Consider the following 12,498-nt stretch of genomic DNA (forward strand, 5'->3'; position numbering starts at 1 on the left):
TTTCGTTGTATACCATCGTCCTGCACCAGCCTGTGGCCACACAAATTATCCAAAATATTCCTGCATCAGACTGTCGAATAACAGCTGCGCTTTATCCAATGCCGACTGCACGGCAACTTTTGATTTGTCGACTTGAGCAACGAAGGTAACGAACCTTTCCTGTAGTTCTATCGGGGGAACGGTCACTTTCAACAACTTCAGCTTTGCTCCAGGGAGATGAGCAATCGTAGCCTTTGCCCCCTCTATTGAAGCAAATCCCCCATGCTCGCAATTATACTGAAACCATCTTGCTAAATAGTCCGGCAAAACCATATCAGTATTACACCGAACACGATGTAGCGCCTTTTGAAAATAGCAAGGCTGTATCTCGTTATGCCAAACCGCACAACGTCCAATCTCGCCGCCCTCACAAACCAACAGATCTCCATCTTTTAGCTGAAATTCAACCTGATCTGCTTCGTTGAAGTCCATCTCATTCAGATTCTCAAGTTCAAACCTAAACCACTGCACATTGAAATTAGCCAGATATGGATATTTATATTTTCCAGTCTGTTGTTTAGCATCCAGCATTTTCCCAAGACGTGAAGTCGCTATGTCAGAAAAAACATACTGCGGCCATCCCTTATTATTCCGGATTATATCCCCAAACATCTCGACAAATCGGGCTTTGATAAGTTCGTCCAGTCGCTGTATTTCTTCAGTTCGTTTTTCTATAATCCGTTGTATCGTCTTCAGCTTTTCCACGATAACTGTCTGCTCATTCACACCTCGCATTGGAATAAGCATTTTTCTCATTGTGGCCTGAGTAAGCTTTTGCCTTGTAGCACCATTTACTAGCCTATCTGTGTTATAGAACATCAAGGAATAACATAAATAATCAACATCAAGTCCTTCCTTTGGCTTCAGGACATGTGCGTGATTATTCACCCAGCATTTTCCGGAAACTCTGTAAGCAATTGGGCGCTCCTTAGATCCAAAATTTCCGCCGTCCTCAGCTAGAAGGACAAGTTCATCATCAAAGATATAATCTACAACATGGTCTTGTATTCCGTTTGCCCCATAATATGGATATGGACCTTCTTTTCTATCTGATGCTGTAATCGGTACTCGCATAGAATCAAGTATTTCACAGCAATCTTCTAAGAGTACTTTATCCATGATCTCTTCCCCACAAATCCGAATTTATAATCCCAGCAGCCGTTCCAGTTCATCCATCTCTTCGCCGATTTTCATTTCAATCTCGCGAAGATCTGCCATGATTTCCTGTGTCGGAGGATATTCTACGGCCACATATTCTGTCTGCTTATACTTATTGATGGAAAGATCGTAATCATTATCTACGATTTCCTGCTTCGGCACAAAGAAACTCTGCTCTGTACGCTTACGTTCCGTCTCTCCGTCAAGATTATGGAATCTCTTTATGATATCCGGAATGTCATTTTCCTTCACTTCACTTCGCTTATCATCCAGACTGAATCCATCAGCCTTCATGTCATAAAACCAGACATTGTCCGTTCCACCGTGTCCGGTCTTTGTAAAGATCAGAATAGCTGTGGAAACTCCGGCATAAGGTTTGAATACGCCAGAGGGCATGGAGATCACCGCCTGCAGCCTCTGATTCTCGATCAGTTCCTTCCGAATCGCTTTATGCGCAGTAGAAGATCCAAACAGTACGCCGTCCGGTACGATGCAGGCACACCGTCCACCCACCTTCAGCATCCGGACAAACAGCGCCAGAAACAGAAGCTCTGTCTTTTTTGTCTTGCAGACCTTCAGCAGATCTGTAGATACCGTATCATAATCCAAGGATCCTTTGAAAGGCGGATTTGACAAAATCAGGCTGTATTTCTCACGGTCCGGATTCTGATCGGAAAGGCTGTCACGGTATTCGATAAAAGGATTATCCACGCCGTGTGTCATCATGTTCATGGCACCGATACGGAGCATCGTGCGATCCATATCGAAGCCATGAAACATGTGATTCATATAATGGTCTTTGTTCTGCCGGTTGAAGAAAACATCTTCCTTCCGATTATCTTTCAGATATTCGCTGGCAGCCACCAGAAAACCGGACGTACCGCAGGCGGGATCACAGATTACTTCATCCGGTTCCGGTTCCATCAGATCGACCATCATACGGATGATGTGTCTTGGAGTGCGAAACTGTCCGTTCACGCCGGCATTAGAAAGCTTAGAGAGAAGGTATTCGTATACATCCCCACGGATATCCGAAGATTTCACTTGTACCATTTGAGCATAAAGGGTATCCATGGAAGTGACGATTTTATCCAGCATCAGGGGCGTCGGAATTTTGAAGATCGCATCTCCCATATATTTTGCATAGGCACTGTTCTTATCTCCATGCAGATTTTTAATAAACGGAAATACCCATTCCTGAACCACGCTATACATTTTAGCCGCCGGGAAATCATGAAAGATACTCCATTTCAGCTGGTTTCCGGCGATTGTCCGATCGCCAATCTGGACTTCATCTGCAAAGATACTTTGATAAGGAAGGCCCAGCATAGCTGCTTCCTTTGCCCGGAGATTATCCGAGTCATCCAGGTCATGAATAAACATCATATAAGTCATCTGTTCAATGACATCCAGCGGATTTGTAAGGCCACCGGTCCAGAAGATCTCCCAAATGCTGTCGATCTTGTTTTTCAGTTCACCTGTAATCATTACTGTTCATCCTCCTGATCCCAGTTCCATCTGTATTTGATATAGCGGCCTGCGCCGAGTTTGATGATCTTGCCCTGTTTAGTCAGTTCAGTAAGTGTCCTCTGGACAGTTGTCTGGCTGACATCCGGCACCTGCTCCACCAGCTGTGCCTTTGTGATTGTCCCGATATGATTTTTTATCTCCTCGGCAATCCGCTCCGGCTTAGACATCTTTACGGACGTGATCAGCTTGGTTCGTTCAAAGAATTCACGATAGGACGCAACTACAACACCCAGAAGATATTTCACAAATGGGGCATAGTCGTTGATCTCTTCGTGCCATCCCGTGGAGCTCGCCTGAAGATCCTCGTAATAGGAGTCCTTTGTCCGTTCAATCAGCTTTTCGATACTGATATACTTACCGACATAATAGCCTCCCTGATAGAGGAGCAAAAGCGTCAGGAGTCGGCTCATCCTTCCATTACCATCACGGAAAGGATGAATACACAGAAAATCAAGAATGAACATCGGCATGATCAGAAGCGGATCCACGTCTGGCTCTTTCAGAACCTGATTATATGCAGCACAGAGCTGATCCACGGCCTCCGGTGTCTCCCAGGCTGAAACCGGTTGGAATCTGGTTTTTGCATTTCCGTTTTCATCCACCTCTTCAATCGTATTATCTACATTTTTGAAGACTCCACCGGTTCCGGCACCCTGAAACTTATAAAGATCTCTGTGGAGCTGAAGGAGCAGAGTTGCACGAATCGGAATGAAATCGTAATTCTCATGAATAGTATTCAAAACATCCCTGTAACCGGCTATTTCCTGCTCATTTCGATTTCGGGGCATCGTCTTGTCGAGAACGATCTTTTTCAGCCTTTCGTCTGAGGTGTAAATGCCTTCGATTTTATTGGAGCTTTCTGTACTCTGGATTCTGGCGATATCCACCAGATCTGTCAGTACATCCGCATAATGTTCGGCAATCAGCCGTTGCTCTCCTTTATATTCATGAATTGAGGTGAGCAGGGAGATAATTTCCGGCGTCAGCAACTTTTTCCATTTTTCTCTATAGTCGTAATTTCTCATGCATGCTTCTCCATACGCAGCATCTGCTTCGTCATTTCAAAGATATTGACTCAACTATAATATACCGGCAATCTGCATCATCGTCAAGTCGTCTCTTCATCATTTTGATATAAATGACGAAGAGAAAAATTGAAATGAATACTTTGCAGCTGCGTTTTGATTATCAGTTTCAGCCATTTACAGTGTAACACCCCAACTTGCTGCCCTCGAACAACATAAATCAGGCTCTTAATTTCTTTGGTTTCCGTTATAGAAGGAATAATATCCGTTGTCTGCTCCTGTTCACTCTTTGCCATTTACTCTCCTCCCCTTCCCTTGGCATAAAAAATGACCGACGCCTTTCTTATTGAAAAGCAATCGGTCTAAAGTAATTGGCATATCTGTCCCCCGTTTTTTGGCTGGAATAACCCGACCCAAAATGGCTGAAATCACCCGGCGCTAACATAATCAATGTTTAATGCTCTACATCTACGATCATTTTGCTGTGTGGAGGGAGCTCTAGAGAAGGTCAAAGATGCTCATCTGTCTGTCAATCCAGGACGCCTGTTTGGCAGTGTGTACAATATCCTGCTCTGTGAGATGTCCGATTAACAGCGGAGACGAAGGATCATGCTGACTCATATTATGGAGAACAGCGGATTGGTCGTAGTTGGCATAGCAATAAAGGCAGCCGTGTCCGCAGGTGTTGTACTCGCCAATATCGGCGCCAAGGAGACAGGAACACCCCTGCCGTGCAGGGGAATGGGCTGGCACGAGAAGTCTCTTTCCTATGGCATTTTCAATGACCTTCTTAGAAAAACACCCTTCTGCATCCACATGGCTTCTGACAAGGGATCTGTCTTCCAGACACAGGTGAATCTGCATACCCAGCCTTTCAGCGGTCATATTGAAAGAATCGATCAGCTCATTCTGTACGGACATCGGAACTGCCGATGCCTCTGGAAAATTGCGCTTTGTCTTTTCATACAGATCAAGGAAGCTCACTACACACTGATCGGTATAGGGCTTTAATTTCCCAGCCATCTCAGCGAATGTCCGTTTGTGGAAATCAACCGTATATTTTCCGAAAATAAAGACCGGATCGTACCTCCAGATGACACTCCTTCGGCCGGCGTAACGGGAAAGAGCTGCAAAGGCCTTCATAACCTTCTTCTTTTCCGGAACATGCGGCTCTATCTCCGTCCCGTAAGGAGTGATGGTCACCATGAAGAAAGTGCGGAATGCGTCCAGTTCATGGATCCTGTTCAGCATAGGAATTGGATTTTTTGTGCAAAAAGAGATGACATCCACAACTGACGGGTCCAACCTGTATTTTGTCACGGAGACCGGATTGTATGGGTTCCTGACAAGGGCATATCTCTCGCGAATGCGGTTATAGAACCAGTCCGAAAAGAAGGCTGGGATATCCGTTCGGCTTCCTGTGTTGATAATCATTGCATACCTCTGAAATCCACTGTGCACATACCATTTCAATTCTGCACAACTTATCTGCAATCTGCTGATTTTCGAGACAACTGAACGGATAAAGGCATCAGAAATCATATTCCCGCACTTGCGCATTGCGGATACCGAATGAAGCGAACTCCTCGTTCGTCATGTCATGAAAATATGACTCGATAATTCTGGAAATGCCGTTGTGTGCAACGAGCAGATATGTCTTCTCCGGATCCCTTTTCAGATCATCGATCAGATTGTAGATGCGCTGTGCCATTCGCATCATGGATTCGCCGCCGTCAAAGCTGTCACAGAAGTTCTGCTTTGCTCTGGCAAACTCTTTTCCGTCTCGGGCGGTTCCCTCCCATTTGCCGAAATTCTGTTCAATGAGCCTTTGCTCGATCCGCATCGGCACACCGGTCATCACAGAAATTTCCTTTGCCGTGTCATAGGCACGGCTGAGCGGTGATGTCAGGATTTCATCGATGGTGATTTCTCCGGCATCCATCTTCAGCTTCAGGATTCTTCCTGTCTCTCTGGCCTGCTCATGCCCCAGCTCTGTCAGGGGACTGTCTGTTGCGCCGCAGATCTTATTTTCAACGTTCCATACTGTCTGGCCGTGCCGGACGAAGTAAAATTTACCCATAGTTGTGTTTAAGGCTCCCTTGATAAAATAATATTGAGAATAATCCTTGAATGCATGATCAATCTTGAAGAGCCGGATATACTGCATTCAGCAAAGAATCAGAATATGTAATCGAGAATGAACATTTAAAATTCTTAAATCAGAAGAGGTCCAGCGTGTTATCCAGATAGAGTTCTTCCCGCACAGCGATCTGGTATTCCGGTTTTGTCATGTAATAAAGAATGAATTCCAAGAGAAGAGCACTGCCAAGTCCGCGTCCCTCGATCTTGAAATTGGAAAAGCCCATTGGAAGGTAAATTTGTTGGATGCCCTCTATGCTGATGAAGGCAGGATTTTTCATTGCCGCAAAGAATCGGTAGCCTTTTTCTGCCTCCGGTGCATTGCAGTGAAAGGCAGAATAGTCCTCTCCTGGATGGGCATCTTCTCCAAGATTCCTAAAGCTTACGGCTTCGTAACAGCGCTTTCTGTCTTTGCATCCAATCCAGCAGCACTCATTGCAGAGGAATTCAACCTTATTCTTTTCGGTCTGTGACAGCGCTGCCAGTCTGGAAAATGCCTTATTGAGCCGAAAATCAGGAACGACATAAAGGAATTCCTTTCGATCCAATTCTTTTTTCAGCGCTTCAAATTCTGTCAGAACTTTTGTTGTAGAGGAGACATAATAAAAATCCGGATACTCCTTCGTCATATAGGAGAGGAGGAGATCCGAAGTAATGATGATGCCATTTCCAGGTTTGTGAAAGAGCCGGCTTAGCGCGTTGCATCTGTGATCGGACAGATGTTCCTCCCGGAGCAGTGCATTACTGAAAGTAAGTCGTGCAGAAATGCCATACTGCCTCGTCAGTGTCAGCACCTTCTGAGGATCCGTGCCGCTCTCTTCCACTCGACCGCCGGCCCAAAGACAGTCTGATGGCGCCCCGTATATGGATCCAATTTCACACCAGTTATAAAACCAATCTCTGTGATGGAGATACAGCGGCAGGAATTGACGATAGAATTCGTAAAACTCGAAGAGACCAGGCAGATGATAAAAAGCCGTCATACGTCTTCCTTCCTGAGCTGTACTGCTTTTGTTCTGTAAGATTCCGTCAGGGCATCCAAATCTGCCTGGACCATTTCTTTTGTCATCCTCATTGTTGATTCACCACATTGTGACCGGCGCGCTGGTGACTGCGCGCCGGTCACGGTGTCATTCGATCTCATCGAAGTAGGAGCTGTCCTTGTGACAGATCGGACACTCAGCCGGTGGATTGACATCCTCGCAGATATAACCACAAATGCGGCACTTCCACTTCTTAACAGGATCGAAGTAGGATCTGTCCATATGACAAATCGGACACTCAGCCGGCGGATTATCTCCTTCATAGATATAACCGCAGACACGACATTTCCATTTTCGTGTTGCAGATCCGGGCGTTGTCACTTCCTCATAATCGCCGGTGCGTTCTGACCTTGCATTTTTGCCTGTTTCTTCTCCGAAAAAGGCTGCTGCACCGTTTTTCGCTTCTGCTCCATCTACGTCAAATGTCAGTAGTGTCTTATATTTTCCGGCATCTTCACCGAGCAGCCCACTCCTGTCCGTGTAGGATGTATGGAGCATTTCTTCAGCGATCGGCGAGAGAGGCTTTCTGTAAAACTCTTCATACAGCTGCTTCAGCTCTGGATTCTCATGACTCTTTCGCAGCTTCATCTGCGCATCCCGCTTGTAAAGACTTTCAATACGGGAATCCACCATAGTTCTGCGCTCTTCCACATCGGCTTTCGGCTGTCCTCCGCCGCCAATGCATCCTCCCGGACAGGTCATGACCTCAATAAAATCATAATGTTTTCCGGATTCCTTTGCCATGGAAAGGAATCTGCGGACATTCGATGTGCCATAGATCACGGCCAGCTGAAGGCGCAGTGTTCCGATTTCTACGGCCGCTTCACGGATTTCCTGCATGCCGCGGACGGGCTCGAGTGTGTACAGTTCCTTTGGAGCAGGTTCATGTGTGACAAATTCGTAGGCAGTGCGGACGGCAGCCTCCATGACGCCGCCTGTGTTGCCGAAGATTACGCCTGCGCCGGAGGCTTCTCCCATCAGCTTGTCGAATTTTGAATCCTCCAGCGATGAAAAATCAATGTCAGCCTTTTTCGCCCAGTCTGCGAGCTCACGCGTTGTGATGACATGATCCATATCTCTGAGACCGGGAAGTTCCAGATACCTGGCGGAAGCATTCATTTCTCCGCGGCGGATCTCGAATTTCTTAGCGGTACAGGGCGTCAGCGCCACATTTACAATTTTCTTTGGATCTATCCCCATTTTCTTTGCAAAATAGGTCTTGATCGTAGGGCCCTGCATCCCTATAGGGCTCTTTGCGGACGAAATATTCGGCAAAAGCTCGGGGTAATAGATCTCGGCAAACTTCACCCAGGCCGGACAGCAGGATGTGAACTGAGGAAGTGGCTTATTGTGCGTTGTAAGCCTCTCCACAAGTTCGCTGGCCTCCTCCACAATCGTCATATCTGCCGCGAAATTTGTGTCGAGCACATAATCTGCGCCCAGTTTCCGGAGGAGTGCAATCATCTTTCCTTCGACAAAGCTTCCTCTTTGCATTCCGAAAGCTTCGCCCAGGGAAACCCTGACGGATGGTGATGTACTGACGATAAGAACCTTATCCGGATCCTTTGCTGCGGCTATTACGGCGTCCATCTCCGGTGTCTCTGTTATCGAGCTGACCGGACAGACATTCGCGCACTGGCCGCAATGGATACAGACGGCAGTGTCGTTGGTCTTTGACAGGTCATAATAGCCGAGCACGCTGATATAATCCCGGCAGATGTCTCTGCACTGACCACACTTAATACAGAGATTTTCTATGCGGCGGATGGCAGGATTGTCTGCCTCAATTGGAACACGGATGCTCTCTGATAAATGTTTTCCCACTGCGCGCCTCCTTTTTTTATTGAAACTTACGCCTTTTCTTGTTCTGTCATCCTTCCGGGTCAGCTCATCAGAAAATGGCTGCAGGAAAGATCGATCCTGCAACCATTATACACCTGCCTGTGTTTCCCCGCCTTAAAAATTACACCGACCGAACTTTTTCAAATATCAGAGACCGATTTTTCCCCAGGCGGTAATTTTCAGGTGACTTGGTCACCAAAAAAATCCTGCGGACATTCAAGAGCCGTTTCCCCAGAGGAAAAAATGCCGGCCTGGCAAATGTATATTTTTTATCTGTTTTTTCAGTTTACCATGATACCGGAGACGACAAAAGACCCGGGAAGCATTTGCACAATCGCATCGGCCTCCCGGACAAATTGCAATTTATCTTTCTCTTCTATGTCTTTCGATCAGTAAAAGGATAAACATGCCTGACCATATGACCCATGCGATCAATGTTCCCTTTATAGGAAAAATGAAGTCAATAACAGCTCCAATGAAAAAGGGAATCGACCATAGCATCATATGCTTTCCGTAATCCTTACACATTTTCTTCTCATCATATTTTTTGCGTTCTTCAGCGGACTTCATATTGTAGCCTGTTAAGAAGTTCGCTGCTTTCCCATTTGATCTGTAAAACAAGAACCCAATCAAAAAGAAAATGGCAGCCATTACCAGGTCCAGGATTATGCAGAATTCCTTTAACGACATATTCATTTACCCCTTCTTCTCTATTCACTTACACTGACTATGTATCATGTACCACGCTCGTGATCACTGCTCTTGCAATCTCTCAAAGCTTGAGGTCGCAATTTGCGGCCTCAAGCGACTGCACCTGCAAGTCAAACATACCATAAAGCGCCCAGGGAGGACAATGAATACTTCTCACTTTGCCTTTTCTCAAAGAGAAGGATCTTCTGCTTTCAAGGCTTTTCCTGCTGTCTGCACACAAAAAGGCACCCCCTCTCAGATTGATTCTGAAAAGGAGTGCCTTGAAGGTTTTTGGAACTGGGATGTGTGTCAGGTTTTCCGCCTGTAATTTTCCCCGGATCAATACAGCTTTGCGCCGGCCGGGATATGGTTGTCCACCATCAGAAGATGAAGTTCTTCGTCTTCGCTGTCCTTCTTGTTGTTCACAGCGGAGAGAAGCATTCCGCAGGAGTCGATGCCCATCATCTTTCTCGGCGGGAGATTGGTGATGGCGATCAGGGTCTTTCCGACCAGCTCTTCCGGCTCATAGTAAGCATGGATACCGGAAAGAATAATCCGGTCTGTGCCTGTTCCATCATCCAGAGTGAACTGAAGGAGCTTCTTGGACTTCTTTACTGCCTCGCAAGCCTTTACCTTCACCGCCCGGAAATCGGATTTGCTGAAGGTGTCGAAATCGACCTGCTCCTCAAAGAGCGGCTCAATCTTCACGTTTGAAAAATCGATGCTGTCGTTCGGTGTGAAGAATCCGCTCTTGTCTTCAGAAGCGGCCTTCTCTCCGGTTGCTTCTCCATCGGCACCTTCTCCGCTCTCTGCCTTCGCAGATGATGAAGATGCTCCGTTTTCAGCCGAAGCCGCTGAGGTTCCGCTGCGGAGTGTCGGGAAGAGCAAAACGTCTCGAATGGATGCACTGTTTGTCAGAAGCATGCAGAGACGGTCAATGCCGTATCCGATACCGCCTGTCGGAGGCATACCGATTTCCATCGCGTGAAGGAAATCCTCATCTGTGTGCTGTGCTTCCTCATCGCCCTGTGCGGAGAGGGCATCCTGAGCAGCAAAACGTTCTCTCTGGTCGATCGGGTCGTTCAGCTCAGAATAAGCGTTGCACATCTCCCATCCGTTGATGTAAAGCTCGAAACGCTCTACTTTTCTCGGATCGGACGGTTTCTTCTTTGTCAGAGGGCTGATCTCGAGCGGGTGATCCATGATGAAGGTCGGCTGGATCATCTTGTCCTCGCAGTACTCGTCGAAGAACAGGTTGATGATGTCTCCTCTCTTGTGACGGTCCTCGAACTCGATGTTGTGCTCTTTTGCGAGAGCCTTTGCCTCTTCGTCTGTGTTGATCGTCTCAAAATCGATTCCGGTCTGCTCCTTGATCGCGTCTTCCATCGTCAGACGGCGGAACGGTTTTCCGAGGTCAATGATCTTGCCTGTGCCGTCCTCTTTATTTCCATAATAGATGCTTGTGCTTCCGCAAACTTTTTCCGCAAGATAACGGAACATGCTCTCGGTCAGCTCCATCATGCCGTTGTAATCGGTATATGCCTGATAAAGCTCCATAAGCGTGAATTCCGGGTTATGCTTCTGATCGAGTCCCTCGTTCCGGAATACACGTCCGATCTCATAGACTCTCTCAAGTCCGCCGACGATCAGACGCTTCAGATACAGCTCCAGAGAAATCCGCAGCTTCTTGTACTCGCCGAGCGCATTATAATAGGTAACAAAGGGACGTGCGGAAGCTCCGCCGGCATTGTCTACCAACATGGGGGTCTCCACCTCCATGAAGTCGCGCTCCCCGAGGAAATTACGGATCTCGCGGATAATCTGGGATCTTTTAATAAATGTCTTCTTGACATCCTCATTCATGATCAGATCCACATATCTCTGACGATACCTTGTGTCGGTATCCTGAAGCCCGTGGAACTTCTCCGGAAGCGGCTGAAGGGATTTTGACAGAAGAATAACTTCCTTTGCGTGGACACTGATCTCTCCAGTCTGGGTCCGGAATACATAGCCCTTGATGCCGACGATATCGCCGATATCGAGATGCTTGAACTCCTTGTAGGGCTCATCTCCCAGAGAATCGCGCTGCACATAGCACTGAATCTGTCCCAGCTTATCCTGAATATGGCAGAAGGAAGCCTTACCCATGACACGCTTGCTCATGATACGTCCCGCGATGGATACGTCCTTCCCGTCGAGTTCCTCAAAGTGGTCTTTGATTTCCTGGCTGTGATGGGTCTGGTCGTAGGTTGTGATCTTGAACGGATCTTTGCCTGCATCCTGCAGCTCTTTCAGCTTGTCGCGACGTACCTTCAGGATCTGGTTCATATCCTGTACCGGTTTCTGCTTCCCGTTTTTATTCTGGTTCTGCTCTGCCATCTCTTCCTCCTGCTTCCTTATGTTCCAAAAAAATTTCTATCAGATGTTTCTCTCGATTCCGAGGATCTTGTACTGCTCATCGCCGTCCGGCGTCTCGATGGAAACCACTTCGCCTACCTCGTGTCCCAGAAGAGCCTTTCCAACCGGAGACTCATTGGAGATTTTCCCCTTCAGGCTGTTTGCCTCCGTTGAACCGACAATCTGGAACTCAAGCTCCTCGTCGTAGGTCATGTCCTGAACCTTGACCTTGCAGCCGATATTTACCTTGTTTGCGTCCGCCTCGGACTCAACGACTACCTCTACATTCTTCAGCAGAGCCTCGATTTCCTCGATTCTTGCCTCGATCTGGGCCTGCTCGTCCTTTGCGGCATCGTACTCCGCGTTCTCTGAGAGGTCACCCTGTGCCCGGGCTTCTTTCAGCTTCTCTGCAATCTCTTTACGCTTTGTAACCTTAAGATCCTGCAGTTCGTCCTCGAGTGCCTTCAGGCCTGCATATGTAACTACTGTCTTATTTGCCATGATTTCACCTCATGAATAAAAGAAAATACCGTCATTTGCGCGCATATTCGCAATTTCCATATTTTAAACTGTCCACCAGGCGATGTCAAGTAAAGTTCGGCGCGGAAGGCAGGTAAAAATCCGTAAAAATTGCC

The 12,498-nt window shown here is 47.1% G+C and carries 11 protein-coding genes; all 11 read right to left on the reverse strand.

What is annotated here, in order from left to right; genetic code table 11:
* Window positions 1-45: 45 nt before the first annotated feature.
* Window positions 46-1,158, reverse strand: a complete 1,113-nt coding sequence (locus ACTQZS_RS01255) for a restriction endonuclease subunit S (RefSeq protein WP_441474199.1) — start codon at window positions 1,156-1,158, stop codon at window positions 46-48.
* 24 nt (window positions 1,159-1,182) lie between these two features.
* On the reverse strand, window positions 1,183-2,685 hold the full coding sequence (locus tag ACTQZS_RS01260; RefSeq protein WP_441474200.1) for an N-6 DNA methylase: 1,503 nt from the start codon (window positions 2,683-2,685) through the stop codon (window positions 1,183-1,185).
* Window positions 2,685-3,752: a Fic family protein gene (locus ACTQZS_RS01265; RefSeq protein WP_441474201.1), complete on the reverse strand. Its 1,068-nt coding sequence runs from the start codon at window positions 3,750-3,752 to the stop codon at window positions 2,685-2,687. The genes ACTQZS_RS01260 and ACTQZS_RS01265 overlap by 1 nt, the downstream gene beginning before the upstream one ends.
* Before the next feature lie 83 nt (window positions 3,753-3,835).
* Window positions 3,836-4,048, reverse strand: a complete 213-nt coding sequence (locus tag ACTQZS_RS01270) for a hypothetical protein (protein ID WP_441474202.1) — start codon at window positions 4,046-4,048, stop codon at window positions 3,836-3,838.
* Window positions 4,049-4,250: 202 nt separating this feature from the next.
* Window positions 4,251-5,186 (reverse strand): DUF1848 domain-containing protein, encoded by a 936-nt coding sequence (locus ACTQZS_RS01275; protein ID WP_441474203.1) that lies wholly within the window; start codon window positions 5,184-5,186, stop codon window positions 4,251-4,253.
* A 97-nt stretch (window positions 5,187-5,283) separates the two neighbouring features.
* A complete protein-coding gene (locus ACTQZS_RS01280; protein WP_410043469.1) occupies window positions 5,284-5,832 on the reverse strand; it encodes a histidine phosphatase family protein in 549 nt (182 codons plus the stop codon).
* A 139-nt stretch (window positions 5,833-5,971) separates the two neighbouring features.
* Window positions 5,972-6,874, reverse strand: a complete 903-nt coding sequence (locus ACTQZS_RS01285; protein ID WP_441474204.1) for a hypothetical protein — start codon at window positions 6,872-6,874, stop codon at window positions 5,972-5,974.
* 147 nt (window positions 6,875-7,021) lie between these two features.
* Window positions 7,022-8,758 (reverse strand): [FeFe] hydrogenase, group A, encoded by a 1,737-nt coding sequence (locus ACTQZS_RS01290; protein WP_441474205.1) that lies wholly within the window; start codon window positions 8,756-8,758, stop codon window positions 7,022-7,024.
* Window positions 8,759-9,139: 381 nt separating this feature from the next.
* A complete protein-coding gene (locus tag ACTQZS_RS01295) occupies window positions 9,140-9,466 on the reverse strand; it encodes a DUF3784 domain-containing protein (protein ID WP_441474206.1) in 327 nt (108 codons plus the stop codon).
* 339 nt (window positions 9,467-9,805) lie between these two features.
* Complete coding sequence (gene lysS, locus ACTQZS_RS01300) at window positions 9,806-11,845, reverse strand: lysine--tRNA ligase (protein ID WP_441474207.1); 2,040 nt, start codon at window positions 11,843-11,845, stop codon at window positions 9,806-9,808.
* 39 nt (window positions 11,846-11,884) lie between these two features.
* Window positions 11,885-12,364 carry a transcription elongation factor GreA gene (greA, locus tag ACTQZS_RS01305; protein WP_441099753.1) on the reverse strand — a complete coding sequence of 160 codons (480 nt, stop codon included), beginning with the start codon at window positions 12,362-12,364 and terminating at the stop codon, window positions 11,885-11,887.
* Window positions 12,365-12,498: the final 134 nt, after the last annotated feature.

Origin of the sequence: Bilifractor sp. LCP19S3_H10 (genome assembly GCF_052119185.1) — a bacterium.
Classification (GTDB): Bacteria; Bacillota; Clostridia; order Lachnospirales; family Lachnospiraceae; genus Bilifractor.

Coding starts and splice junctions, on each gene's coding strand:
- ACTQZS_RS01255 (WP_441474199.1), bottom strand. CDS start 1,158: ATGGATAAAGTACTCTTAGAAGATTGCTGTGAAATACTTGATTCTATG.
- ACTQZS_RS01260 (WP_441474200.1), bottom strand. CDS start 2,685: ATGATTACAGGTGAACTGAAAAACAAGATCGACAGCATTTGGGAGATC.
- ACTQZS_RS01265 (WP_441474201.1), bottom strand. CDS start 3,752: ATGAGAAATTACGACTATAGAGAAAAATGGAAAAAGTTGCTGACGCCG.
- ACTQZS_RS01270 (WP_441474202.1), bottom strand. CDS start 4,048: ATGGCAAAGAGTGAACAGGAGCAGACAACGGATATTATTCCTTCTATA.
- ACTQZS_RS01275 (WP_441474203.1), bottom strand. CDS start 5,186: ATGATTATCAACACAGGAAGCCGAACGGATATCCCAGCCTTCTTTTCG.
- ACTQZS_RS01280 (WP_410043469.1), bottom strand. CDS start 5,832: ATGGGTAAATTTTACTTCGTCCGGCACGGCCAGACAGTATGGAACGTT.
- ACTQZS_RS01285 (WP_441474204.1), bottom strand. CDS start 6,874: ATGACGGCTTTTTATCATCTGCCTGGTCTCTTCGAGTTTTACGAATTC.
- ACTQZS_RS01295 (WP_441474206.1), bottom strand. CDS start 9,466: ATGTCGTTAAAGGAATTCTGCATAATCCTGGACCTGGTAATGGCTGCC.
- lysS (WP_441474207.1), bottom strand. CDS start 11,845: ATGGCAGAGCAGAACCAGAATAAAAACGGGAAGCAGAAACCGGTACAG.
- greA (WP_441099753.1), bottom strand. CDS start 12,364: ATGGCAAATAAGACAGTAGTTACATATGCAGGCCTGAAGGCACTCGAG.